The sequence below is a fragment of the Amycolatopsis sp. NPDC005003 genome, from assembly GCF_053600695.1.
This window is the reverse complement of the sequence record NZ_JBSGAI010000018.1, coordinates 162170-186908: the sequence shown is the minus strand read 5'-3', so window position 1 is coordinate 186908 and position 24739 is coordinate 162170. Positions and strand designations below refer to the sequence as shown.

The 24739-nt window shown below is 72.6% G+C and carries 25 protein-coding genes and 1 pseudogene; 16 read left to right on the top strand and 10 right to left on the bottom strand.

Annotated features, from left to right (window positions below; translation table 11 throughout):
* Positions 1-196, top strand: a pseudogene (locus ACWED2_RS22395) (hypothetical protein); the annotation flags it as partial.
* A 98-nt stretch (positions 197-294) separates the two neighbouring features.
* On the opposite strand, the gene ACWED2_RS22390 reads toward ACWED2_RS22395, so the two are convergent.
* Positions 295-1305 (bottom strand): cobalamin biosynthesis protein, encoded by a 1011-nt coding sequence (locus ACWED2_RS22390; protein ID WP_449692411.1) that lies wholly within the window; start codon positions 1303-1305, stop codon positions 295-297.
* A gap of 36 nt (positions 1306-1341) precedes the next feature.
* On the opposite strand from ACWED2_RS22390, the gene ACWED2_RS22385 reads away from it, so the two are divergent.
* The 6 genes from ACWED2_RS22385 to ACWED2_RS22360 are packed head-to-tail and all read left to right on the top strand — an operon-like array spanning position 1342 to position 5515.
* Positions 1342-2022, top strand: coding sequence for a bifunctional adenosylcobinamide kinase/adenosylcobinamide-phosphate guanylyltransferase (locus ACWED2_RS22385; protein WP_449692410.1), 681 nt, complete (start codon positions 1342-1344; stop codon positions 2020-2022).
* 13 nt (positions 2023-2035) lie between these two features.
* Positions 2036-3049 carry a nicotinate-nucleotide--dimethylbenzimidazole phosphoribosyltransferase gene (gene cobT / locus ACWED2_RS22380; RefSeq protein WP_449692409.1) on the top strand — a complete coding sequence of 338 codons (1014 nt, stop codon included), beginning with the start codon at positions 2036-2038 and terminating at the stop codon, positions 3047-3049.
* A 23-nt stretch (positions 3050-3072) separates the two neighbouring features.
* On the top strand, positions 3073-3789 hold the full coding sequence (locus ACWED2_RS22375) for an adenosylcobinamide-GDP ribazoletransferase (RefSeq protein ID WP_449692420.1): 717 nt from the start codon (positions 3073-3075) through the stop codon (positions 3787-3789).
* Between the two features lie 39 nt (positions 3790-3828).
* Entirely contained in the window at positions 3829-4314 is a 486-nt protein-coding gene (locus ACWED2_RS22370) for an RNA polymerase sigma factor (protein WP_449692419.1), read from the top strand.
* On the top strand, positions 4311-4793 hold the full coding sequence (locus tag ACWED2_RS22365; RefSeq protein ID WP_449692408.1) for a hypothetical protein: 483 nt from the start codon (positions 4311-4313) through the stop codon (positions 4791-4793). The genes ACWED2_RS22370 and ACWED2_RS22365 overlap by 4 nt, the downstream gene beginning before the upstream one ends.
* Positions 4794-4828: 35 nt before the next feature.
* Positions 4829-5515: a helix-turn-helix transcriptional regulator gene (locus ACWED2_RS22360; RefSeq protein WP_449692407.1), complete on the top strand. Its 687-nt coding sequence runs from the start codon at positions 4829-4831 to the stop codon at positions 5513-5515.
* Here the strand turns inward: ACWED2_RS22360 and ACWED2_RS22355 are convergent.
* From ACWED2_RS22355 to ACWED2_RS22335, 5 genes are all read right to left on the bottom strand, one after another.
* On the bottom strand, positions 5499-5855 hold the full coding sequence (locus tag ACWED2_RS22355; RefSeq protein WP_449692406.1) for a VOC family protein: 357 nt from the start codon (positions 5853-5855) through the stop codon (positions 5499-5501). The two genes, ACWED2_RS22360 and ACWED2_RS22355, sit on opposite strands and share 17 nt — an antisense overlap.
* 82 nt (positions 5856-5937) lie before the next feature.
* The gene (gene cobC, locus ACWED2_RS22350) at positions 5938-6954 is read right to left on the bottom strand and encodes an Rv2231c family pyridoxal phosphate-dependent protein CobC (protein ID WP_449692405.1); all 1017 of its coding nucleotides are present in this window, start codon (positions 6952-6954) and stop codon (positions 5938-5940) included.
* Positions 6947-8278, bottom strand: coding sequence for a cobyrinate a,c-diamide synthase (locus ACWED2_RS22345; protein WP_449692404.1), 1332 nt, complete (start codon positions 8276-8278; stop codon positions 6947-6949). The genes cobC and ACWED2_RS22345 overlap by 8 nt, the downstream gene beginning before the upstream one ends.
* Positions 8272-8886: a cob(I)yrinic acid a,c-diamide adenosyltransferase gene (cobO, locus tag ACWED2_RS22340; protein WP_449692403.1), complete on the bottom strand. Its 615-nt coding sequence runs from the start codon at positions 8884-8886 to the stop codon at positions 8272-8274. The genes ACWED2_RS22345 and cobO overlap by 7 nt, the downstream gene beginning before the upstream one ends.
* On the bottom strand, positions 8886-10832 hold the full coding sequence (locus ACWED2_RS22335) for a putative cobaltochelatase (protein ID WP_449692402.1): 1947 nt from the start codon (positions 10830-10832) through the stop codon (positions 8886-8888). The genes cobO and ACWED2_RS22335 overlap by 1 nt, the downstream gene beginning before the upstream one ends.
* 68 nt (positions 10833-10900) lie before the next feature.
* Between ACWED2_RS22335 and cbiE the strand changes: the two genes are divergently transcribed.
* The 7 genes from cbiE to ACWED2_RS22300 all read left to right on the top strand — a co-directional run bounded on the left by cbiE (position 10901) and on the right by ACWED2_RS22300 (position 19288).
* A complete protein-coding gene (gene cbiE, locus ACWED2_RS22330) occupies positions 10901-12076 on the top strand; it encodes a precorrin-6y C5,15-methyltransferase (decarboxylating) subunit CbiE (protein ID WP_449692401.1) in 1176 nt (391 codons plus the stop codon).
* Between the two features lie 55 nt (positions 12077-12131).
* The gene (gene cobM / locus ACWED2_RS22325) at positions 12132-12893 is read left to right on the top strand and encodes a precorrin-4 C(11)-methyltransferase (RefSeq protein WP_449692400.1); all 762 of its coding nucleotides are present in this window, start codon (positions 12132-12134) and stop codon (positions 12891-12893) included.
* Entirely contained in the window at positions 12890-13906 is a 1017-nt protein-coding gene (locus ACWED2_RS22320; protein WP_449692399.1) for a Gfo/Idh/MocA family protein, read from the top strand. The genes cobM and ACWED2_RS22320 overlap by 4 nt, the downstream gene beginning before the upstream one ends.
* A complete protein-coding gene (locus ACWED2_RS22315; protein WP_449692418.1) occupies positions 13903-14622 on the top strand; it encodes a cobalt-precorrin-6A reductase in 720 nt (239 codons plus the stop codon). The genes ACWED2_RS22320 and ACWED2_RS22315 overlap by 4 nt, the downstream gene beginning before the upstream one ends.
* Positions 14619-15278, top strand: a complete 660-nt coding sequence (gene bluB / locus ACWED2_RS22310) for a 5,6-dimethylbenzimidazole synthase (RefSeq protein ID WP_449692398.1) — start codon at positions 14619-14621, stop codon at positions 15276-15278. Before ACWED2_RS22315 ends, bluB begins: the two co-directional genes overlap by 4 nt.
* An 18-nt stretch (positions 15279-15296) precedes the next feature.
* Positions 15297-18389 carry an arabinosyltransferase domain-containing protein gene (locus tag ACWED2_RS22305; protein WP_449692397.1) on the top strand — a complete coding sequence of 1031 codons (3093 nt, stop codon included), beginning with the start codon at positions 15297-15299 and terminating at the stop codon, positions 18387-18389.
* A gap of 89 nt (positions 18390-18478) precedes the next feature.
* Positions 18479-19288: a DUF4231 domain-containing protein gene (locus tag ACWED2_RS22300; RefSeq protein ID WP_449692396.1), complete on the top strand. Its 810-nt coding sequence runs from the start codon at positions 18479-18481 to the stop codon at positions 19286-19288.
* Positions 19289-19356: 68 nt separating this feature from the next.
* Here ACWED2_RS22300 and ACWED2_RS22295 read toward each other — a convergent pair whose 3' ends face one another.
* The 4 genes from ACWED2_RS22295 to ACWED2_RS22280 are packed head-to-tail and all read right to left on the bottom strand — an operon-like array spanning position 19357 to position 22853.
* Positions 19357-20844, bottom strand: coding sequence for a precorrin-2 C(20)-methyltransferase (locus ACWED2_RS22295; RefSeq protein ID WP_449692395.1), 1488 nt, complete (start codon positions 20842-20844; stop codon positions 19357-19359).
* A complete protein-coding gene (locus tag ACWED2_RS22290; protein ID WP_449692394.1) occupies positions 20841-21464 on the bottom strand; it encodes a precorrin-8X methylmutase in 624 nt (207 codons plus the stop codon). Before ACWED2_RS22290 ends, ACWED2_RS22295 begins: the two co-directional genes overlap by 4 nt.
* Positions 21461-22534, bottom strand: coding sequence for a precorrin-3B synthase (locus tag ACWED2_RS22285; protein ID WP_449692393.1), 1074 nt, complete (start codon positions 22532-22534; stop codon positions 21461-21463). The genes ACWED2_RS22290 and ACWED2_RS22285 overlap by 4 nt, the downstream gene beginning before the upstream one ends.
* 4 nt (positions 22535-22538) lie before the next feature.
* Positions 22539-22853, bottom strand: a complete 315-nt coding sequence (locus tag ACWED2_RS22280) for a DUF6191 domain-containing protein (protein ID WP_449692392.1) — start codon at positions 22851-22853, stop codon at positions 22539-22541.
* 109 nt (positions 22854-22962) lie between these two features.
* Here ACWED2_RS22280 and ACWED2_RS22275 point away from each other — a divergent pair, with 109 nt between their 5' ends.
* On the top strand, positions 22963-23889 hold the full coding sequence (locus tag ACWED2_RS22275) for an ABC transporter ATP-binding protein (protein ID WP_449692391.1): 927 nt from the start codon (positions 22963-22965) through the stop codon (positions 23887-23889).
* Positions 23886-24737 (top strand): ABC transporter permease, encoded by an 852-nt coding sequence (locus ACWED2_RS22270; protein ID WP_449692390.1) that lies wholly within the window; start codon positions 23886-23888, stop codon positions 24735-24737. The genes ACWED2_RS22275 and ACWED2_RS22270 overlap by 4 nt, the downstream gene beginning before the upstream one ends.
* Positions 24738-24739 lie beyond the last annotated feature (2 nt).

The window sequence follows — 24739 nt, the reverse complement described above, 5'->3', positions numbered from 1 at the left end:
GGGCTACACCCCGAGCCTGGTCCGGGACGCCCTCATCACCAAGATCCAGACACTGCCCGAGCAGCTGCGGCGGTCGCTGACCTGGGATCAGGGCAACGACCGGCCCCGGATGACCCTCGACTGGGACACCCCAGCCGAACGCATGACACAGTTGCTCGGCACCACCCACCAGCAGCGGTGTTGCAATGACCGCTAGAAACCGCCGAGTGGTGGGGGCTGCGATCGCGGCGATGGCCACCGCTGCCGATGCCATGAGTGCACCTTTCCCGTCGCCAGAGGTCACGACCGAGCCGTTCATATCGCCGCTCCGCGACGGCTGGCGCCCGCCGGCCCGGCCAAAGATCGGCCGGCGTCCCGTTTGCCGGAACGACGCGGAGGCGTGGTGGGGGCTGTGATCGCGGCGATGGCCACCGCTGCCGCGCCCACCCGGCGGGACAGGCGCACCGCACGGCGGAGGTCCACCGGTTCCGGGTCGCGGCCTTCGCCGAGCCGGGCTCGGCTCTCCGGCTCGCCGCCGTAGCTGTTCGTTCCGCCGAGCCGGATGTTCAGTGCGCCTGCGAAGGCCGCTTCCACCTGGCCCGCGTTGGGGCTCGGGTGCCGGCTGCCGTCGCGGCGCCACACTCGCCAGGACTCTCGCGCGCGGCCGCCCGCGCACAATGCCGTGAGCGTCGCGCCGATCCGGGAGGGCACCAGGTTGACGAGGTCGTCGGCGCGCGCCGCGGCCCAGCCGAAGTTGCGGTAACGCGGCGAGCGGTAGCCGACCATTGCGTCGAGCGTGTTGAGCGCGCGGTAGCCGAGGAGGCCCGGCATGCCGGCGACCGCGCCCCAGAACAGCGGCGCCACCACGGCGTCCGACGTGTTCTCGGCGATCGACTCGGTGGCCGCGCGAGTCAGCTCGGCCGCATCGAGGGTTGTCGCGTCGCGCGCGCAGAGGTGCGAGAGCCGTTTACGTGCTTCGGGCACTTCGCCCGCTTCGAGCAAGCGGGCCATTTCGGTGCCTTCGGCGGCGAGGCCGCGGCCGCCGAGCACTACCCATGTGGACGCGGCTGTGAGCAAGAAACGCGCGAAAGGACGTCGCCGCGTCGCCGTCTGAAGCGCGACGCCGAGGCCTACGGCACTGAGGGTGCACAGCCCGGCGTATGCGGCTCCGCGCGCCTTCGAATCGGCCCACAGACGGTGTTCCAGGCGGGCTGCGGCAGTACCGAACAGGGCGACCGGATGGCCCGTTCGGGGGTCACCGAACAGAGCGTCGGTTACGTATCCGGTCACGAGTCCGGCCGCGGTTGTCCCTAGACGGAGTGGCACGTGGCGCACGGTAGCGCGTGGACCACAATGCCGGGTATGACTGTGTCCGATGCCCCCTCCGCGGGAAAGCGTACGTCGGCGGGGCCCAAAGCCGCCTCCGCGAAGAAACGTCCGTCGGCGGGGCTGACGCACCGGCTCGCCGGGTTGCTCGAAACCCTGGCTCGTGCCCTACGCCGGTTCGGGCGCGACGAAGGCAAGGTGCTGGTCCTCGGCGGCGTCCGCTCGGGGAAGTCGCGGCACGCCGAACGGCTCGTCGCCCACCACGCGCACCTCGTCTACGTCGCTCCCGGCCTGCCCGCGGGCGAAGACGACCCCGAGTGGGCCGCGCGGGTGGCCGCGCACCAGGCGCGGCGGCCGGCGAACTGGAAGACCGTCGAGACCACCGACCTGGCCGGCATCCTGCGCACGGCGACCGAGCCGCTGCTGATCGACTGCCTCGGCACCTGGCTGTCCCGCGTGCTGGACGACGTCGGCGCGTGGCGGCAGAAGCCGGGCTGGGAGCACCGCCTCGACGACCGGCTCGAGGACTTCCTGGCCGCGTGGGCGGCGGCGCGGGTGCCGGTGGTCGCGGTGAGCAACGAGGTCGGCAGCGGTGTGGTGCCCGCAACGTCGTCCGGACGGCTGTTCCGTGATGTGCTGGGCGCACTCAACAACCGGGTGTCCGCCGACGCCGACCGGGTCGTGCTGGTCGTCGCGGGCCGGGCGCTCGACCTGTAGCCAGGAGGCGCCCGTGTTCGACGTACCCGTGCCCGACCCCGCCGCCCGCGCCGCCGCGCTGGAGCGGCTCGACGGCCTGGTCAAGCCGCTCGGCGCGCTCGGCAGGCTGGAGGAGATCGCGGCCTGGCTGTCCGCCGCGCACGGCACCGTGCCGCCGCGCCCGCTGGACGACGTCCGCGTGGTCGTCTTCGCGGGCGACCACGGTGTGTCGGCGCTTTCGGCGTACCCGCGCGAGGTGACCGCGGCGATGGTGCGCGTGTTCCTGGCCGGCAAGAGCGGCGTGAACGTGCTGGCCGCACAGGTCGGGGCGCGCGTGCGGGTCGCGGACATCGCCGTCGACTGGGACGGCGCGGACGTGCCGCCGTCGGTGACGGCGCACAAGATCCGCCGCGGTTCGGGCTCGATCGACGTCGAGGACGCGTTGCTGCCGGGCGAGGCGCAGGCGGCGTTCGAAGCGGGCCGGGCGATCGCCCTGGAGGAGCGCGAAGCGGACGTGCTGATCCCGGGCGACATGGGAATCGGCAACACGGCGATGTGCGCGGCGCTGGTGGCGGCCTCCCTCGGCTTGCCGGCGACGGAGGTGGTCGGCACGGGAACCGGAGTCGACGCGGCGGGCCTCGAACGCAAGACGGCGGCGGTCACGGCGGCCTTGGCCCGGACGACCGGCCGCGTGGAGGACCCGTTCGACCGTCTGACGGCGCTGGGCAGCGCCTGCATGGCGGCGACGACGGGCTTCCTGGTCCAGGCCGCGGTGCTCGGCATCCCGGTGCTGCTGGACGGCGTGTTCTCCGGCGCGGCGGCCCTGGTGGCACGGGACATCGCACCCGGCGCGGAGCAGTGGTGGCTGGCCGGCCACCGCTCGACGGAACCTTCCCAGGCGTTCGCGCTGAAGGCACTCGGCCTGGAGCCGATCCTGGACTTCGGCCTGCGGCTGGGTGAAGGCAGCGGAGCGGTCCAGGCGGTCCCGGCTCTGCGCGCCGCGAGGGCGATCCTGGCCGAGATGGGCTTGCTGGCCGACCTGGCATGAGCCGGTGGGGTGATGCCGTGCGGATGGCCGTCGGGACGCTTACCACCGTGCCGGTGCCCGCTCCGCGGGTCATCGACCGGGGTGTGGCCGGACGGGCCATGCTGCTTGCTCCGCTGGCCGCGATGCCCCTGGCCGTCGCGGCCGGGGGCATCGTGTGGGCCGGCTCCGCCGCCGGGTTGCCCGCATTGGCCACCGCCGCGCTCGCCCTCGGTGCCGTTGCGCTCGGCAGCCGGGGGTTGCACCTGGACGGGCTCGCCGACACCGCCGACGGCCTCGGTGCCTCCTACGACCGCGCCAAGGCCCTCGACGTCATGCGCCGCGGGGACTCCGGGCCCACCGGGGTTGCCACCCTCGTGCTGGTCCTCCTCGTCCAGGTCGGTGCCCTGACCGCCGCCGACCCGATCACCGCCGCCGCGGGCGTGGTCGTCGGGCGGTGCACGCTCTCCATGGCGTGCGCCCGGGGCGTTCCGACGGCGCGACCGGAAGGGCTCGGGGCCACCGTCGCCGGGTCGGTGCCCCGCGCCGCCGCTGTCGCCGTCGGCCTGGCCGCGGCCGGGCTCGCCGTGCTGCTGCCCGGGCTGCCGTGGTGGCGCGGGCCGCTCGCCGTCGGCCTCGCCTATGCCGTCGCCGGCGCTCTCCTGTGGCGATGCACCAAACGGCTCGGCGGCATTACCGGCGATGTCCTCGGCGCCGGTGTCGAAGCCGCCGTCGCGGCCGCTCTGGTCGCCTTGTCAACCTAGGCCCGTCGCCCGGCGTGTACCTGGTAAAGGGAGGTCACCCTGGGCACCGATACCGCCGTCGACCCGGCGGAGCTCTTCCGCACGCACCGCCCCGGCCTGGTCCGGCTGGCCGTGCTGCTGCTCGGCGACCGCGGGCTCGCCGAGGACGTCGTGCAGGACGCCTTCGTCGCGCTCTTCCGCCGTTGGCCGCTCGACGACCCGGCCGGGGCCGGCGGCTACCTCCGCGTCTCGGTCGTCAACGGGGCCCGCTCCGCGCACCGGCGCGCGGCACGGCGGCTGCGGCACCGGCCCGGCGACCGCGACGACGTACCACCCGCGGACACCGGCGTCTTGCTCGGCGAGGAACACCGGGAGGTGCTCGACGCCGTGCGCCGGCTGCCGCGACGGCAGCGTGAGGTCCTCGTGCTCCGGTACTGGGCCGGCCTTTCCGAGACCGAAATCGCCGACACGCTGGGCGTCTCCCGCGGCACCGTCAAGACCTGCGCCTCCCGCGCGCTGGCGAAGCTGGAGGGAGAACTCCGATGACCGACGTCGAGGACCGGCTGCGCCGGGCCTTCCACGCCGCCGCCGACACCGTCGACGTCGGGCCGGTGCCGCTCCCCTCGCCCAGGCGAAGGCCGATCGCCCCGCTGGTGGCGGCCGCCGCGACGGTGCTCGTGGCCGGCTTGATCGTCGTCGTCGCCTCCGCGCCGCCCGAGCCGAAGCCCGCACCGCCCGCCGCGCTGACGCCCACGCCGACGCCCACCCCGGTGACGCTGCCGGACTTCGCACTCCTGACGCACTGCGGCGTCGACGAGGCGAAGATCGGCGACCGGTTCTACGAGGCCGAGACGCCGCTGGTCGGCCCGGCCCGCAGCTCGCCTCCCGGCTGGGACAACCCGTACCAGGAGGGCACGATGACGCTCACCTCACCGGCCGACGCGGTGTTCCGCGACCACCTCGGTCACGAAGTCCGCTTCCGCCTGCGACCCGGCGCGACGGAGTTCAAGCAGCTCTGCGAGTAACCGAAACTGTCGTACCCCCTCCTTACCTTGATCCCGTGAACCGAACCGATCGTCTCTACGCCCTCGTCGAAGAACTGCGCGCCGTCGCGCCGCGGCCACGCAGCGCGCGCTGGCTCGCGGACCGGTTCGAGGTCAGCGTCCGCACCATCGAGCGGGACATCAGCGCCCTGCAGCAGTCCGGCACGCCGATCTACGCCGAGGCCGGCCGCACCGGCGGGTACTGCCTCGACAAGGCGCACACGATGCCGCCGGTCAACCTGACGCCCGCCGAGGCCGTCGCCATGGCTCTCGCGCTGAGGCACCTGGACGGCACCCCGTTCCGGGCGGAAGGCCGCTCGGCGCTGCGCAAGCTGGTCGCGGCGATGCGCCGGGAGGACGCGGCCGCGGCGAAGAACCTCGCCGCCTGTGTCCACCTCCTCGGCGAGGGTCCCATCCCGCCGATGCCGCCCGTGCTCAACATCCGCCGCGTCCTGCGCCTCCGGTACACCGACCGCGAAGGCACCGTCACCCGGCGGGAGGTCGAGCCGCTCGGCTACGTCGGCAAGCCCACGCACTGGTACCTCGTGGCCTGGTGCCGGCTGCGCCGGGAGATCCGGGCGTTCCGCACCGACCGGATCGTCTCCTTCACCGTGACCGCCGAGGTGCCGCCGCTGCGCCGGCTGCGCCCCGAGGACCTCGACATCCCTTACGGCGACGTCCAGCAGCTCACTTTGGCGGGGTGAACACCGAGAAGTGGTTGCCCGCCGGGTCCAGCAGGTGCGCGAACGTCACGCCGACGGGGTTGACGCTCGGTGGCCGCAGCACCTTCCCGCCGGCTTTCTCGACCTGGCGGCAGGTGGCGTCGACGTCCTCGACCAGCACGGTGAAGATCGCGTAGTTCTCTTGGCCGGTGAAGAGGCCGCCGCGTGAGCCGCCGGTGTCGATGACGCGGTAGGCGGCATCGGTGCTCGCCGTGTCGTCCTGCGCGACCTTCCAGCCGAAGACGTCACCGTAGAACCGTTCGGCGGCCGCCGGATCGTCGGTGCCGATCTCGAACCAGGCGACGTCGTTGAACCCGGGCATTGTCGTTCCTCTCGCTGCCACACCGGGCGTTTCCCGGCTTCGCCCAGTTTCGGCGGCGGTGGCGACAACCCCCTGTCGGTGTTTACAAGATTTTCCGAAGAGCGGTCAGGAACGCATCGGTGGTCGCCCGCTCGCGCACCGCCAGCCGCAGGTGGTCCGGCCCGAGGCCCGGGAACGTGTCTCCCCGCCGCACCGCGTAGCCCGCCTCGCGCAGACGCGCCCGCACAAAGGCCCCCTCGGGCACACGCACCAGCACGAACGGGCCGCGCGGATCGCCCAGCACGTCGACACCCGAAGCGGCCAAGCCCGACACCAGGTACTCGCGGTCCGCTTCCGCGGCCACCGCGAGCTTCTCCGCCTCCTCCAAAGCGGACGGACGACAGCAAGCGACCGTCGCCACTCCGGCCAAGGTGGACACCGACCACGGCACCTGCACCGCCCGCAGCCGCTCGATGACGTCCGCGGAGCCGAGTACATACCCCGCCCGCAGCCCGGCCAGCCCCCACGTCTTGGTCAGGCTGCGCAGCACGACGACTCCCGGATGGCCGGCGGCCAGGCTCTCGACCTCGCCGGGGACCGCGTCCAGGAACGCCTCGTCCACCACGAGCAGCCGCCCGGGCCGGGCCAGCGAACGCAGCACCGAAGCCGGGTGCAGCACCGAAGTCGGATTCGTCGGGTTGCCGACGAACACCAGGTCGGCGTCGGCGGGCACCGAAGCGGGATCCAGTACGAATCCGTCCGCTTCGGGCAGGATCACCCGCGAAACCGGGTGGCCCGCCGCCCGCAGCGCGGCCTCGGGCTCGGTGAACTGCGGGTGCACGACCACCGCACGACCCGGCCGGAAAGCCGAGGCCAGCAGCGTGAACGCCTCCGCCGCGCCCGCCGTGACCAGCACCTCCGAGGCAGGACGGCCGTGGCGCGCGGCCACCGCCTGCACAGCATCCACAGTAGATGGATAGGCGGCCAGCGAGTCCAGAGCGGACGCCAGTTCCTCCCGCAGCCACGAAGGCGGCCGGGGCAACCGGACGTTCACCGCGAGATCGACCAGTCCCGGCCCGACCTCGCGATCGCCGTGGTGGTGCAGGTCATAGTCAGGCATGTTTTCGGACCCGCGCCGCGAACCGCAGGGCCAGCTCCGGATACCCCGCCCAGTGAACGTGCAGGTAGGACGCGTGCAGCGTCGGCGACGCGAAGCCGTCCAGCTGCCGGTCCCAGCCCCAGGCCGCCGAAGCGCCGTGCGACGGCGTCACCTCGGTGCGGTGGAACTCGTGCCCGGTGACGCGCTGACCGGCCGTGGCCAGCAGGTTGTCCTCGACGGCGACCGCGCGCCGGTAGCCGAGCTTGCCGCGGGCGGTCATCTTCGCGTCCGCGGGCACCGCGCCGACCATGGGCAGGCCGTCCAGCGACTGGCACAGGTACAGCAGCCCCGCGCATTCCGCGCTCACCGGCATGCCGGCCTGGATGGCCGATGCCACCGCAGAACGCAACGCCGTGTTCGCCGACAGTTCGGCCGCGTGCACCTCGGGGAACCCGCCACCGAAGTACAGGCCGGCGCATCCGTCGGGCAACGCCTGGTCCCGCAATGGATCAACGTCCACGACAGAAACCCCGCAGGCCGCCAGCAGCTCGACGTTCTCGGTGTACCGGAAGGTGAACGCGGGCCCGCCGGCCGCGGCGATCGTCACCGGTGGACCGTCCACACCGGACGGTTCCCACGGCGGCGAAGAAAGCCGAGGCGCGCCGGAAGCGATCCGGACGATCGCCTCGAGGTCGACGCCGTCCCGCACCCACGCTGCCAGCGCGGGCAGCACGCCCTGCGCCTCCGCGGCCCGTTCCGCCGCCGGGACGAGCCCGAGGTGCCTGCTCGGCGCGTGGATCTCTTCGTTGCGGTACAACGCTCCCAGCAGCGGCACGCCGGTGGCTTCCAGCGCGGACGCGATCTCGTCGCGGTGCCGCTGCGAGCCGAGCTTGTTGAGGATGACGCCGGCGAGCCGCACGCGGTTGTCGTAGTGGGCGAAGCCGAGCACGGTCGCGGCGACGCTGCGGGAGGCGGCCGAGGCGTCGACGACCAGCACCACCGGCGCGTCCAGTACCCGGGCCACGTGCGCGGTCGACGCGTATCCCTCGGTGCCCAGTGCCCCGTCGAACAGGCCCATCACGCCTTCGATCACGGCGATGTCGGCGCCGTGGGAACCGTGCCGCAGCAGGGGAACCAGCCGTTCCTCGCCCTGCAGGAACGGGTCCAGGTTGCGCGCCGGCCGTCCGGTGGCGAGCGCGTGGTAGCTCGGATCGATGAAGTCCGGCCCGACCTTGTGCCCGGAGACCCGGTGGCCGGCCGCGCGCAACGCCGCCATCAGCCCGGCGGCGATGGTGGTCTTGCCGTGCCCGGAGCCGGGCGCGGCGACGACCACCCGCGCTACCACTCGATCCCCCGCTGGCCCTTCTGCCCGGCGTCCATCGGGTGCTTGACCTTGGTCATCTCGGCGACCAGATCGGCGGCCTCGACGAGCTCCGGCGGCGCGTACCGGCCGGTGATGACGACGTGCTGGTGCCCTGGTCGCGAGACCAAAGTGGACACGACGTCGTCGACCTCGAGCCAGCCCCACTTGAGCAGGTAGGAGAACTCGTCGAGAACGTAGAAGTCGTGCGTCTCGGCAGCCAGCCGGCGCTTGATCTCCGCCCAGCCCTCACGGGCGTTCGCAGCGTGGTCCTCTTCGGTGCCGGACTTGCGCGCCCAGCTCCAGCCTTCGCCCATCTTGTGCCACTCGACCGGCCCGCCCTGGCGGGTGTCGTCGTGCAGCTTGCCCAGCGCCTTGAACGCGGCTTCCTCGCCGACGCGCCACTTCGCCGACTTGACGAACTGGAACACGCCGATCGACCAGCCCTGGTTCCAGGCGCGCAGCGCCATCCCGAACGCGGCCGTCGACTTGCCCTTCATCTCACCGGTGTGCACGGCGAGCAGCGGCCGGTTGCGGCGCTGGCGCGTGGTCAGGCCGTCCTGCGGCACTGCCGATGGCTTGCCCTGCGGCATCAGGCGGCCCTTTCGGTCCGGGCGCGGACGGCGCCCGCCAGCGATTCGGCGGCGACGCCGGCGAGGGGAACGTGTTCCGCGCCGAGGTGAGCGGCGAGGTCGGCGGCCAGGCCGAGCCGCATCTTGCCGCTCTCGCAGTCCATCACGATCGTCGTGACACCGGTGAGCAGCCCGGCGGCGGCCTGGGCGCGCGCGACGGCGTCGGGACCGCTGGTGGCGCGGCCGTCGGTGACGACGACGAGCAGCGGACGGCGCCGTGGGTCGCGGATCTCCTCGACGCGCAGCACGCGCGCCGCTTCCAGGAGCCCTTCGGCCAGCGGTGTCCGGCCGCCGGTCGGCAGGCCTTCGAGGCGGGAGGCGGCCGCGTCGACGCTGATGGTGGGCGGCAGCGCGAGCTCCGCCGCGTTGCCGCGGAACGTCACGAGCCCGACCTTGTCCCGGCGCTGGTAGGCGTCGAGCAGCAGCGACAGCACCGCGGACTTGACCTCGCGCATCCGCGCCTTCGCGCCCATCGAGCCGGACGCGTCGACGCAGAAGAGGACGAGGTTGCCTTCACGGCCTTCGCGCAACGCGTAGCGGACGTCTTCCGGCCGCAGCTTCAGGCCGGCGCCGTCACGGCCGCGGGCTTTCTGGTGCGGCGCCGCGGCTTTCACCGTCGCGACCAGGTGGGGACGGCCTTCGCGGACACTGGCGGGCTGGACGCCGATGGTCCGGCCGCTGTCGGTGATCGCGCGCGACCGGCGTCCGCGCTCGCCTTCGCCCATACCTTTCACGCGGAAGACGCGGGCCTTGAACGTCTCGCCGGCGCCGACGGTCTTCTGCTGTCCCCCACTCGGTTTCGGCTCGCTTTGAGGTGCGTTCTCGCTGCCCTGCGGTGGTTCGGGCGCTTGCGGCGGCTCCGACCCCGAACCAGGGCCGTCGTCCTCAGGCCCCGGGTCCGGTTGGGCGTCCTGAAGTGCCTGCTCCAGCTGCTCTTCCGAGATGCCGGGCGCGTCGAACGGGTTGCGGCGGCGCCGGTGCGGCAGCGCGAGCCTCGCGGCGACGCGGACGTCCTCGGTGGTCACCTCGTCGCGGCCGGACCAGGCCGCGTGCGCGACCGCCGTGCGGGCGGTCACGATGTCCGCGCGCATGCCGTCGACCTCGAAGGACGCGCAGACCTCGGCGATCTGGCGCAGGGCCTCGTCGGGGAGCTTGACGGCGGGCAGAAGCCGTTGCGCCGCTTCGATGTCCGCGGCGAGCTGGGCGTCTTCGCCGGCGTACTGGGCGGCGAAGGCGTCGGGATCGGCTTCGTAGGCCAGGCGACGGCGGACGACCTCGACGCGCTGCTCCGGGTCGCGGCTGGAGGCGACCTCGACGGTCAGCCCGAACCGGTCCAGCAGCTGCGGCCGCAGCTCGCCCTCCTCGGGGTTCATGGTGCCGATCAGCACGAACCGCGCCGCGTGCGAGACCGAAACGCCTTCGCGTTCCACGGTCGCGCGGCCCATCGCGGCGGCGTCCAGGAGCGTGTCGACGAGGTGGTCGTGCAGCAGGTTGACCTCGTCGACGTAGAGCAGCCCGCGGTGTGCGGCGGCGAGGAGGCCGGGCTGGAAGTCCGTGACGCCTTCGGCGAGCGCTCGTTCCAGGTGCAGGCTCCCGATGACGCGGTCTTCGGCCGCGCCGACGGGCAGCTCGACCAGCTTCGCCGGCCGCCGGTGGCTCTTGGCGCCGTCGTGCGGGCCGTCCGGGCAGAGCGGGTCGGGAGCCGCGGGATCGCAGGAGAACCGGCAGCCGTCGACGACGTCGACGCCCGGCAGCAGGCCCGCGAGCGCGCGGACCATGGTCGACTTCGCCGTACCCTTTTCGCCGCGCACCAGCACCCCGCCGACGGCGGGCGAGATCGAGGACAGGACCAGCGCCAGGCGCAGGTCCGGCAACCCGACGACGGCGGTGAACGGGTACGGCTTCAACAGCGCTCCTCCGGCTCGGCGACCGGCCGATCATCGCACAGCGCCCGCCTCGCTTAGGGTGGGAAATCGTGCGCGAAACATCACGTCCACCGGCCGCCGGGGCGGACCGCCTGACCGTGGTCGGGATCGGGGCCGACGGCTGGTCCGGCCTGTCGGAGCAGGCGAAGTCTGCCGTGCTCGCCGCCGACGTCGTGCTGGGGGCGCCCCGGCAGCTGGCCTACCTGCCCGAGGAGGTGCCGGCGCAGGCGTGGCCGACGCCGTTGCTGCCGGGGCTGGACGCGGTCATCGCCGAGCACGAAGGCGCCCGGATCTGCGTCCTGGCCAGCGGAGATCCGTTTTTGTCGGGGGTGGGTGCCACACTGGTGGCCCATGGATACGAGGTCGAGGCGCTGCCCGCGCTCTCGTCGGTGACACTGGCCCGGGCACGGCTGGGCTGGTCCGCCGAGGAGACCGAGGTGGTCACCATCGTCGGCCGGTCGTCGGCCCGCGTCGCCCGGGTGCTGGCGCCACGCCGGCGAGTGCTCGTCCTGGGTGCCGACGCGCCCGCTTTGCGCTCCCTGCTCACCGTGCGGGGTTATGGCGAGAGCGAGCTGATCGCGTTGGAGAACCTGGGCGGGCCCGACGAGCGCATCTCCGACGGCTGGGCCGGCGATCCCGGACCGCTGACGGTGTTCGCGCTGGAGTGCGCGGGTCCGGCGTTGCCGCTGATCGGCATCCCGGACGACGTGTACGCCCACGACGGGCAGCTGACCAAGCGCGACCTCCGAGTGTCGGCGCTGGCCCGCCTCGCGCCGAGTCCCGGCGAGCTGTTGTGGGACGTCGGCGCGGGCGCGGGCAGCGTCGGCATCGAGTGGTCGCGGCTGCACGCGCTGAACCGCGCGGTCGCGATCGAGCGCTCCGCGGAGCGGGCCGAGCGGATCGGCCGGAACGCATTGGACCTGGGAGTACCGGAACTGGAGGTGGTGGCGGGGGAAGCACCGGAAGCGCTGAGCGCGCTGCCCGCGCCGGACGCGGTCTTCATCGGAGGCGGCGTGACGGCGCCGGGCGTACTGGACGCGTGCGTGGCCACGGGCGCACGAGTGGTGGCGCACGGGGTGACGCTGGAGGCCGAGCAGGTCCTGGCGCGAGCGTACGAGGAGCATGGCGGGGAGCTGCTGCGGATCGGTGTGGAGAAGGCGGCTCCGCTGGGCGGGTTCACGGGCTGGACTCCGGCGCGGGTCGTGACGCAGTGGAGCAACCGATGACGAGCGTGACATCGGCGGCCGCGCGCGCCGCTGGCCCGGTGCTCCGGAGCAGCCGATGACCGTGCACTTCATCGGCGCCGGGCCCGGGGCGGCCGACCTCATCACCGTGCGGGGCCGGGACCTGCTGGCCCGCTGCGGTGTCTGCCTCTACCCCGGCAGCATGACCCCGCCCGACCTGCTCGCGTACTGCCCGCCCGGGGCCGAGCTCGTCGACACGGCGAACCTCAGCCTCGAGCAGATCGTCGCGAAGCTGGTCGAGGCCCACGGCGCCGGGCAGGAGGTCGCGCGGCTTTGCTCGGGCGATCCGTCGCTCTACAGCGCCGTCGCCGAGCAGGTGCGGCGGCTCGACGCGGCCGGCGTCCCCTACGACGTCGTCCCCGGCGTGCCTGCCTTCGCCGCTTCGGCCGCCGTGCTGAAGCGGGAGCTCACCGTGCCCGAAATCGGGCAGAGCCTGGTGATCACCCGGGTCCAGGCGCGCTCCACCAGGATGCCGCCCGGGGAGACCCTCGCCGCCTTCGCCGCGACCGGGGCCACGCTCGCACTGCACCTCGCCGTCAACCACGTCGAGCGGGTGGCCGAAGAGCTGGCGCCGCACTACGGCGGGGACTGCCCCGTCGCGGTCGTCGCGCTGGCGAGCCAGCCGGGGGAAACCGTCGTGCGCGGGGTGCTCGGCGAGCTGCCCACGCTGGTCCGTGCGGCCGGGATGACGCGCGCCGCCACGATCTTCGTCGGGCGGGCGCTCGCCGCCACGAACTTCCCCGACAGCTTCCTCTACTCGAGTGCCCGTGACCGGGCGAACCAACCGGAGTCGTTGTGACGGAACTGCGCTGGGGCCTGCTGGCCGCCGGGACGATCGCCGCCCACTTCGCCGCGGGCGTCGACGAGAGCAAGCACGGCGTGCTCGGCGCCGTCGCGGCGCGGGACGCGGGTCGCGCGCGGGACTTCGCCACGCGCTTCGACATCCCGAAGGCGTACGGCAGCTACGAAGAGCTGCTCGCCGACCCGGACATCGATGCCGTGTACGTCTCGACGCCGCACGCACTGCACAAACAGTGGGCCATCGCCGCCGCCGAAGCCGGGAAGCACGTGCTGTGCGAAAAGCCGCTGACGATCACCGCGGCCGATGCCGAAGAGGTGATCGCCGCCGCGCGGGCGAACGACGTCTTCCTGATGGAGGCGTTCATGTACCGGCTGCACCCGCAGACGCGGCGGCTGGCCGAGCTGATCTCGTCCGGTGCCATCGGCGAGGTCCGCGCGGTGGACACCACCTTCTCCTTCGACAGCAACCCGGAGGAGACCGCCCGGCTCAGCGACCCGGCGCTCGGCGGCGGCGGGATCCTGGACGTCGGCTGCTACTGCACGTCGCTGGCCCGGCTGGTCGCGCAGGCCGCGACCGGGCAGGACGTCGTCGAGCCGTCCGAGGTCAGCGGGATGGCGCACCTGTCCGCCACCGGCGTCGACGAGTGGGCGACCGGCCTGCTGCGCCTGCCCGGGGACATCCTCGCGACCATCTCGTGCGGGATCCGGCTGACCCGCGAGGACGGCATCCGCGTCTTCGGCTCGGCCGGGCAGATCCACGTCCCGCAGCCCGCGTGGATCCACCCGCTGCGCACGCCGGGCGTCTCGCAGATCATCCTGACGCCGGCCGGCGGCGAGCCGGAGGTCATCGAGGTCGAAGCCACCCAGGGCGTCTTCGCGCGCGAAGCGGACCACGTCGCCGCGCACGTCGAAGACCGGCAGGCACCCGAGCTGACCTGGGCGGAGACCCTCGCCAACCTGCGCACGCTGGACCGTTGGCGCGAAGCGGTCGGCTACGGGCGTTCCTCGTGATCCTCATCCTCGGCGGGACCGGCGAAGCCCGGCAGCTCGCCGAAGCGCTCTCCGCGCGCGAAGTGCGCGTTGTGTCTTCGCTGGCGGGGCGCGTCGCACGGCCGAGGCTCCCCGTCGGCGAAGTGCGCGTCGGCGGCTTCGGCGGCCCGGACGGTCTCGCGCGGTACTTGCGCGAGAACCGGATCGACGCGATCGTGGACGCGACCCACCCCTTCGCCGAACGCATCGGCGCGAATGCGGCGAAAGCGGCCGAGCTGACGAAGACGCCCCTGCTCAGGCTCGCGCGGCCGGGCTGGCAAGCGGGGCCGCAGGACGTCTGGCACTGGGCCGACGACCTCGCCGATGCCGCGCAACAGCTCCCCGAGCTGGGCAAACGCGTGTTCCTGACCAGCGGCCGCCAAGGCCTGCCCGCCTTCGCCCACCTCGACGACCTGTGGTTCCTGATCCGCTGCGTCGACCCGCCCGAACCACCGCTGCCGCGGCACCACGAGCTCCTCCTCGCCCGCGGGCCATACGAGGTGGCCGCCGAGCGCGAGCTGCTCAGCCGGGTCGACGTCCTGGTCACCAAGGACTCCGGCGGCCCGCAGACCAGCGCGAAGCTGACCGCGGCCCGCGAACTCGGGAAGCCCGTGCTGGTGGTCCGGCGGCCGCCCCGGCCGCACACCGAGACCGCCGAAACCGTCCCCGAAGCCGTCGAATGGGTCCTGCGCCGATGATCGAAGAGTTCTACGAAGTCCTGCGCAAGCGGCGGGACGTCCGCGGCGAGTTCACCGGCGCGCCCATCCCCGAAGCCACGTTGACGCGGATCCTCGAGGCCGCGCACGCCGCGCCGAGCGTCGGGCTCACCCAGCCGTGGGATTTCGTGCTGGTCGACGACCACGCGACGCGCGAGAAGTTCGCCAAGCACGTCCACGAGGAGCGCGAGGTCTTCGCCGGGCAGCTCGCCGAAGACCGCGCGAGCACCTTCGCGAACATCAAGATCGAGGGCATCCTCAAGGCGAGCCTCGGCATCGTCGTCACCTACGACCCGGCACGCGGCGCGCCCGACGTGCTCGGCCGGCACGCCATCGCCGACGCCGGCCTGTACTCGGTGTGCCTCGCGATCCAGAACCTCTGGCTCGCCGCGACCGTGGAAGGCCTCGGCGTCGGCTGGGTCAGCTTCTACCGCGAGCCGTTCCTGAGCGAGCTGCTCGGCGTCCCGGACGGCGTCCGCCCGGTCGCGTGGCTCTGCGTGGGGCCGGTCAGCGAGCTGGCGACCGTGCCCGACCTGGAGCGCCACGGTTGGCGCAGCCGCCGTCCCTTGGCCGCGGCGGTACACCACGGGCGGTTCACCCCGCGTGACCCGGGGGCTGCGTCAGCCGCCGACCTCTGACCCGTTAGCGTTGCGCCGATGCGTCTGATTGCCGTAGCGCTGGGGCTGCTCTCGGCCTTGTGCGCGCTGGCTTTCCCCTTCCTGCCGGTGGTGCAGGACACGGCGGAGGTCGTCTGGCCGACCGGCAGCGACACCCGCTCCGTCAACGCGCCCTTGACCGGGTACTGGGCCCAGGACCTGCGCGCCGAGCTGCCGTGCGCGGCCATCCGCTCGGTCGACGCGCGCACGAACGGTCCCGGCCTGCTGTTCGCCACCGTGCCGGACGGCCGCACCGACCCGAAAGCCGGCAACGGCGTCGGCCTGCAGCTGCGCGTCGACAACGGCGTGCTGCTCGCCTCGAGCCAGGGCCAGCAGATCGCCCAGCAGCCGCTGCCCGCCGAAAAGTGCGACGTCGAGCTGGACGTCGACGCGACGCAGATGACCCTCGCCGTCGCCGGCACGCCGATCTTCCACGCGGGCGGCGACGTCCGGCCCCGCGTCGTCGGCATCTACTCCTCGATCAACTCGAGCAAGGACCCGATCGCCGGCCTGCACGTCTCGATCGTGCCCGACACGCGGTACCAGACGTCGCCGACCGCGCTGAAGATCGTCGTCGGCGTGCTCGCCGTGCTGTCACTGATCGGCTGCCTGATCGCCGTCTGGCGCCGCGACTCCGGCTTCGCGCGCCGCGCCCCGCGCTGGGCGCCGGTCGGGTGGTGGCGGCTGACGCTGCGGGACGCCACGGTGATCACCGCGCTCGGTGCGTGGGTCTTCATCGGGCCGGTGACCTCAGACGACGGCTACATCCTCACGATGGCCCGGGTCACCGAGGCGACCGGCTACCTGACGAACTACCACCGCTGGTTCGGCGTCGCCGAGGCGCCGTTCGGCTGGTTCTACCACGTCTTCGAGCTGATGACGCACGTCAGCACGGTGCCGCCGTGGATCCGGCTGCCGTCGTTCCTGCTCGGCGTGCTCAGCTGGCTGCTGATCAGCCGCGAGGTGATGCCGCGGCTGGGCAGCCAGATCCGCACCAGCCGCCCGGCCAGCTGGGCCGCCGCGACGGTGTTCCTGATCTGGTGGATGCCGTACAACAACGGCGTCCGGCCGGAACCGGTGGCCGCGCTCGGCTCGCTGCTGGCCATCTGCGCGGTCGAGCGCACGCTCGTGACGCGGCGGCTGCTGCCGCTGTGCCTCGGCCTGACCGCGGCCGGGTTCACCCTGGCCGCGACGCCGACCGGGCTGATCGCGGTGGCGCCGTTCCTGGTCGCCGCGCGCCCGCTGTTCAAGCTGGTGCGCCAGCGCGCGAACGAGAACGGCTGGCTGCCGGTGCTGGCGCCGGTCGCCGCCGCGGGTCTGCTGGTGCTGGTCGTGGTGTTCGCCGACCAGACGTTCGCGACCGTCCAGGAAGCGACCCGGATCCGCACCCAGGTGGGCCCGAACCTGTCGTGGTTCCAGGAGCTCGCGCGCTACCAGCTGCTGTTCGCCGACCTGCCGGACGGCTCGGCGCCGCGCCGGTTCCCGGTGCTGCTGGTCGTGCTGTGCACCGCCACCTGCCTGGTGGTGCTGCTGCGCCGCAGCCGGATCCCGGGCGCGGCGCTGGGCCCGGCGCGCCGCCTGATCGGCACGACCGCGCTGTTCTTCCTGCTCCTGGCCCTGACGCCGACGAAGTGGACGCACCACTTCGGCGCGTTCGCCGCCGTCGGCGCGTCGATGGCGGCGCTGGCCGCGCTCGCGACCAGCTCGACGGTGCTGCGGTCCCAGCGCAACCGCGCGGCCTTCCTCGCCGCGCTGCTGGTGGTCGCCGCGCTCGCCGCGACCGGGCCGAACACGTACTGGTTCGTCTCCCGCCTCGGCGTCCAGTGGACGAACGTGGCGCCGTCGATCGGCGGCATCCCGCTGTCGACGATCCTGCTGGCCGCGGCGGCCATCGCCGGGATCTACGCGTTCGTGGAGAACGTCCGCGCGCACCGGCCGGGCCTGCCGGACCAGCCCCAGGAAGGCCGGCTGCGCGCGTTGCGGCTCGGGTCGCTGTCGCTGGTGGTGGTCTGCGGCCTGGTCGCGGCGGGCGAGTTCGTCACGATGGCGTGGGCGATCCACAACCAGTCCGGCAGCTACAGCCTGGGCGCGGCCAACGTCGGGCACCTGTTCGGCAAGAGCTGCAACCTCTCCGACCACGTGATGGTCGAGCGCGACGCGGCGACGAGCATCCTGCACCCCCAGGCCGAGCAGCGGACCGTCGCGGAGAAGCCCAAGGAGACGGACTCGCCGCTGCCGAACCCGGACCAGGACAACGGCCGCGTCCAGACCGGCTTCCACACCCGCCCGGTCGACGACAAGGACCCCCTGGCCGAGCCGCCGCACGGGTTCACCCCCGACAAGGTGCCGATGTGGTCGAGCTACCTCGACCCGGAGACGCGCGCCGGCCGCCTGCGCAGCGACTGGTACGCGCTGACGGAGAAGCCGGCGGACGGCCAGGTCGTGGTGGCGACGGCGGGAGCGCCCCGGCGTCCGACGTCGGTCAGCCTCGACTACGGCGTCGACACCCCGGACGGCGTGAAGATCCTGCGCAGCCAGTTCATGCTCCCGCCGGGCGCGGGCACGGGCGGCTGGAACGATACCCGCATCAACCTGCGCGACCTGCCGCCGGAGACGAACGCGGTCCGCATCAACATCGTCGACAACGACCTGACGGAGGACGGCTGGATCGCGGCGTCGGCCCCGCGCGTCCCGACGTTCACGACGCTGACCGACCGCATCGGCTCGAAGCCGGTGTACGTGGACTGGCCGGCGTCGTTCGTGTACCCGTGCGTGCAGCCGGTGACGTCGCACGACGGCATCTCGCAGGTCCCGGACTACCGCATCACCGCGGGCGGCCTGGCGGACGAGGCCCAGTGGGCGTCCTCGACGAACGGCGGGCCGATCGGCTGGCTGGAGGAGCTGGCCGAGGAGCCGGAGGTGCCGAGCTACCTGATCGGCCAGCCGAGCCAGTCGTGGGGCCAGCTGCTGCAGATCGAGCCGTTCACGGAGGGCATCGCGCCGACGATCGTGCACGGGGAGAAGACCGTGCCGGGCTGGTGGTCGCCGGGTCCGGGACCGCGGCAGCCTAACGGCAAGGACCCGACGCGCTGACGAGGTGAGGCCGGGCCGCGGCCCGGCCTCACTCCCGCGTCCGACGTGGTTCGCGAGACCACCCGGCTGGTGCGCGGCATACTTGCCCGATGTCCGATGTCACGCATTCGCATCCGGAAGTCGCCGAGCTCGACGAGCATCTGCGAACGCTGGATGAGGAGCGCACCGAATTACGAATACGCTGGCGATGGGCCATCGCCGGTTGCGCGGCCGCCCCACTGGCCGCGGCCGCGGTGGTCACCATCCTGATCTACATCGGCGACGCCAGTCTGACAATCATCGGCATTTTCGCCGTGATCGGCGCAGCTGCCGGCGCTACCGCCTGCGGCGATCAGGCTTTGAAGATACGAGCTTCGCGGCTCGAAGTGGATCGCAAAGAAAAACGCATCAAATTTCGACGCAGCGAAACGCTCGCCAACCGAGCGAAGCGCTCCGCCGCGCCGTATGCGCGCTACAAGGAGCATCTCCCTCATCTCGCCGACAACTACAAAGTGCGCGCGAAGAGGTACCGCAGGGTGTATGTCATCCTCCAGTTGACGATCATCGTGGGCTCGCTGTCCACTTCGGCCGTCACCGCCATGGCCGACACTGTCAACGCGAAGGCTGTCGCCGTGGCGATATCACTGACCGTCGGTATCGCCGCCAGTTGCACCCTGACATTCCGCCTGCGCGAACGCGGCGAAACCTTGCAGAAGACAGCCACCGAGATCGAGCGCGAGTACCGGGCGGCGGAACTCGAGATCGCAGACTACGCCGACACACCCGACGAGAAGGCCCGATACCGCAAGTTGGTGGAGCGAGTGGAGATGTTGCGCGCAGACCAATTGCGGAAGGAGCGAGCACTCGACCAACCACCCGATCTCAACCAGTCGACCGACGCGGGAATCGGGATCGGCTGAGCAACGGCGCGAGGTGAAGAGCACGAATTCCGGCGCAATGTGAGGCCGGGCCGCGGCCCGGCCTCACCTCAGTAACTCCGGGGCGTCCAGACGATGCCGTTCTCGGATCGAGTGCGCGACGATCCCACGATCAGCAGGCAGCGCATGTCCACTGTGGAGGGATCCAGGTCGCCCAGCGTGGTGATGCGGATGTCCTCCTCCGGACCACCCACGTCCCGGGCCACCACGACAGGTGTCTCCGGAGCGCGGTGTCGCAGCAGCACAGCACGGGCGTCCGCGAGCTGGGTCGTCCGGGAACGTGAAGCCGGGTTGTACAACGCCAGCACGAGATCCGCCGCGCCTGCCGCGTCGAGGCGCTTTTCGATGATCTCCCAGGGCTTCAGCCGATCCGACAGCGAGAGCACGCAGTAGTCGTGGCCCAGCGGGGCTCCCACCCGGGACGCCGCCGCCTGGGCCGCCGTCACGCCCGGCACGATCCGGACCCGGACGCCCGTGCCGTGGCCGGCCGACACCTGCTCCAGTACCGCTGACGCCATCGCGAACACCCCCGGGTCGCCCGAGGACACCACCGCGACCCGGGCGCCGGAAGCAGCCAGGGACAACGCCTCGCGCGCTCGGTCCGCTTCCACCCGGTTGCCCGACGCGTGCCGCTGCTGGCCCGCCTTCTGCGGCACCCGTGCCACATACGGGCCGTACCCGACGATGTGCTCCGCCTCCGCAAGCTCCGCGGCCGCTTCCGGGGTGAGCCACTCCGGGCCGGCCGGCCCGAGCCCCACGACGACGACTTCGCCGCCCGAAGAAGGCGCAGCGGCGACGGGGGCCGGCGAAACCCGAGACGCGTAAGCCGGCGAAGGCAGCAAAGCCAACGAGAAGTACGGGACCGTGGACGGATCGACCTCACCTAGGGGCTCGATCCGCTGCTGTCCCCACGTGGCCCGCTCGACGAAGACGGCGTCGTCCAGCTTGCCCGCCTCGGCGAACGCCTCCCGCACCGATGAGAATGTCCGGCCGAGCTTCAGGACCGCCGCCGCGTCGGTGTCCGCCAGGCGACGGGCCAGCTCCGGGGCCGGGAGGGTGCCCGGGAGTACCGTCAGCACCTCGTCGCGCTGGACCAGCGGGCGGCCGATGACCGACGACGCCGCGCTCACCGACGTCACGCCCGGGACGACCACCGCCTCGAACCGGCCGGCCAGCCGCTCGTGCATGTACATGTACGAGCCGTAGAAGAACGGGTCGCCTTCGCAGAGCAGCACCACGTCGCGGCCCGCGTCGAGGTGCTCGGCCAGCCGTTTCGCGCTCAGCTCGTAGAAGTCGGCGATCGCGCCCTCGTACCCGCCCGGGTGGTCGGTCGTCTCGGTCGTCACCGGGTAGACGAGCTTCTCCTCGATCTGCCCCTCGCGCAGGTACGGCTCGGCGACCGACCGCGCGATGCTCCGGCCGTGCCGCGCGCAGTGGTACGCGATCACCGACGCCTCGGAGATCAGGCGCGCCGCCTTGACCGTCATCAGTTCCGGGTCGCCGGGGCCGAGCCCGACGCCGTACAGCGTGCCCGTCATTCTTCCGCGCTCGCGAGTGCGTTGATCGCCGCGACGGCCATCGCGCTGCCGCCGCGCCGTCCGTGCACCACCAGGTACGGTGCCGGGGCGCGTTTGGCCAGCTCCACCTTGGATTCCACCGCGCCGACGAACCCGACCGGGACGCCGATGATCGCGGCGGGCGCGCCGACGCCTTCGCCGAGGATCTCCAGCAGGCGGAACAACGCCGTGGGCGCGTTGCCGATCGCCACCACCGAGCCGGGCAGCTTGTCGCGCCACAGTTCCAGCGCCGCCGCCGAGCGCGTGGTGCCCATCCGCTCGGCCAGCCCCGGCACGGAAGGGTCCGAGAGCGTGCACAGGACCTCGTTGTCCGCGGGCAGGCGACGGCGGGTGACGCCGCTGGCGATCATCTGCGCGTCGCACAGGATCGGCGCGCCGGCTTCCAATGCCGCGCGGCCGGACTCGACGACGTCGAGCGTGTAGCGCAGGTCGTCGACCAGATCGACCATGCCGCAGGCGTGGATCATCCGGACCGCCAGCCCGGCCACGTCGTCGGGCAGGATCGCCAGGTCCGCCTCCTCGCGGATCGTGGCGAACGAGTGCCGGTAGATCTCGGCACCGTCCCGCAGGTAGTCGATCACAGATTTCCCTTCAGCTCGTCGAGCGGCACCCAGCGGCCGTCGATGCGGTAGCCCCCCGCTTCGGCGACAACGTCCACATGGGACTGCGATGGCTTCCCGCACCGCCGTTCGCAGCCCGAGAAGTGCGCGCGCAGGCCGGGCCGGAACACCGCGTCGGCCCGGACGTCGGCGCGTGACTTGGCGCAGCCCGGCCGGCCGATGCACGCGGTGGTCCCCAGGGGCTCGCCGCCGAACCCCAGCCGCTCGAAGACGTCGGCGGGCGCGTCCGGCAGGACCACGGTCTTCCACGGCGTGACCAGCGCCGGCCCGAACTCGGAGAGGGCCCGCGCCTGCGCCGCGGACAGCTGCCCGAAGCGCGGCACGACACCGGCCGCGAAGCCACCGTCCCGTTCGATCAGCCCGGCCGGGACCTCGACGGCGGCACGCGGCACCGGCGTCCCGCGCCAGGCCGGGTCGTCGAGTTCGGCGACGCGCCAGGCGGACCCGCGCACCCGGTCGAACTCCACCGCGACCTCGACCAGCGCCGCGACGGCGTCGGCGCGTGCCACCCGCCGTCCGGTGTCACCGCCCGCGAGCAGCAGCGTGCCCTCGGACCGGCTCACAGCAAGCCAGCAGACGTCGGCGCCTTCACCGGCGACGTCGCCGCGGCCGTCGTCGAAGGCGAAGAGGAACCGGCCGGGCAGCGAGGCCAGCTCCGGCGTCGAACAGAGCACCCGGTCCAGGTCAGCCGCCAGGCCGCGGACGTCGGCGAGGCCGCCACGCACTCCGCTCAACGGTGACGCGAGAACGTTCCGGACCCGCTCGTGCGACGGCGACGGCAGCAGCCCGGCGTCGGTCAGCCGGGCCGCGAGGCCGGGCCGGGTGACGCCGCGCAGCTGGACGTTGCCGCGCGAGGTGAGGTGGAGGTCGCCGTCTCCGCACGCTTCGGCCGCGTCGGCCAGCGCACGCAGCTGCACTGCGGAAATCGCACCGCCGGGCAGCCGGACCCGGGCCAACGGGCCGTCCGCGGCGTCGTGGGGTGCGAAAACACCGGGGCACGCGTCGGCTCGCACACGTGCTGGGGTCGGCATGAGGTCACTGTAGCTGGCGGTTTTCCGGCTCCCGCGGGTCCGGACGCGGCCGGATCCGGGCGATTCCGGCGTCCAGGTCCACGTCACGCCAGGGTGGCGCGCCTTCGGCGTCCTGCTCGACGAGCATCGACACGGTTTCCCGGTGTTCCAGCTCACGCCGCTTGGTCCCGTAGAGGAACGCGGTGGTCTCCTCGATGTAGGTCGCCGACAGCCGCGCCTTGAAGCGCGAGCCGTTCTTGCGCGGCCGCAGTTCGATCGCGGCCATGACCAGCAGGATCACCACGCCGCCCGGAAGGGCGAGCCCCAGCCAAGTTCCCATGCCCGGCGAACCGGGTGACCGCGGGTCAAGTTCCCGGCGCAGCAGAACTCTCATCGGATGTAGTAGGTGTGCTACATTCGATCGCATCAGTCAGATGGGGGTGACCGCGATGAGAGATCCAGCCGATCCCGTCGTCCGCGTACGGGGGCTGCGGATGCGGTACGGCAGCAACGACGTGCTCCACGGCGTCGACTTCGACGCGTACCGGGGCGAGGTCGTCGGCCTGCTCGGGCCGAACGGCGCGGGCAAGACGACGACGATCGAGATCCTCGAGGGTTTCCGCATGCGGTCGGCCGGCGAGGTGAGCGTGCTGGGCGCCGACCCGGCACACGGCGGCGAGGACTGGCGGGCGCGGCTGGGGGTCGTGCTCCAGTCCTGGCGCGACCACGGGAAATGGCGCGTGCGCGAGCTGCTCGCGCACCTCGGCCGGTACTACGTGCCGTACTCGACGGCGTCGCACCCGCGGCCGTGGGACACCGACGAGCTGATCGCGACGGTCGGGCTCACCGAGCAGGCGGACAAGAAGCTCAAGCAGCTCTCCGGCGGCCAGCGGCGGCGGCTCGACGTCGCCATCGGCATCGTCGGCCGCCCCGAGCTGCTGTTCCTCGACGAGCCGACCGCGGGCTTCGACCCCGAGGCCCGGCGCGAGTTCCACGACCTGGTGCACCGGCTCTCCGACGAGCTCGACACCACGATCCTGCTGACCACGCACGACCTCGACGAAGCCGAGAAGCTGGCCGACCGGATCCTCATCCTCAACGGCGGCCGGATCGTCGCCGACGGCTCGGCCGACCAGCTCAGCCGGCAGATCTCCGGCGAGGCCGAGGTCCGCTGGAGCGTCGGCGGGCAGCGCTTCGTGCACTCGACGACCGAAGCGACGAAGTACGTCTACGAGCTGTTCAAGCAGCACGGCGAGGCCGTCGCGGACCTCGAAGTCCGGCGGGCGTCGCTGGAGGACACCTACATGACGCTGGTCCACCGCGCCGAGACCGGCGGCGAAACGGAGCTGGGGCTCCAGGAAGCGGGTGCGCGATGACCGCCAGAACGGTCGCCCTGCGCGCCGGGCTGGCCCGCGGCTGGATCGAGTTCAAGCAGACGTGGACCAACCTCGACGACGTGATCGGCCAGCTCGTCTTCGTGGCCCTCTTCCTCGGCACGCTGTTCTTCATGCGCAACGCGACCCTGCCCGGCACTTCGTTCTCGCTCGGCGCGGCCACCGTGCCCGGGGTGCTGGGCGCCGGCATCGTGTTCAACGGCCTGACCGCCGCGGCGGGCTACCTCGCCGTCGACCGCGAGGACGGCACGCTGCTGCGCGCGAAGGCGACCCCGAACGGGATGCTCGGCTACCTGGTCGGGAAGACGACGGCGCTGTCGCTCTCCCAGCTCACGGCCATCGCCGCGGTCCTGATCCCGTGCCTGTTCGCATTCTCCGTGCTGGCGCCCGGCGGCGTCTGGTCGTACCTGCACCTGCTCGGGGTGCTGGTGCTCGGCATGGTCGCGACGATGCCGATCGGCGCGTCGCTGGGGGCGCTGACCAACAGTCCGCGCTCGATCGGGCTGATCACCCTGCCGGTGATGGGCATGGGCGCGATCTCGGGGATCTTCTACCCGATCACCGCGCTGCCGGAGTGGGTACAGGGCGTCGCGCAGGTGTTCCCGATGTACTGGCTGGGCCTCGGGATGCGCTCGGCGCTGCTGCCCGACAGCGCGGTCGTCGTCGAGATCGGCCAGTCCTGGCGGCCGCTGCCGACCCTCGCGGTGCTCGCCGCGTGGGCCGTGATCGGATTGACGCTGGCGCCGATCCTGCTCCGCCGCATGGCGCGTCGCGAAGCAGGTTCGTCGGTGGCCGAACGGCGGGAGAAGGCCATGCAGCGTGTGGGGTAGTC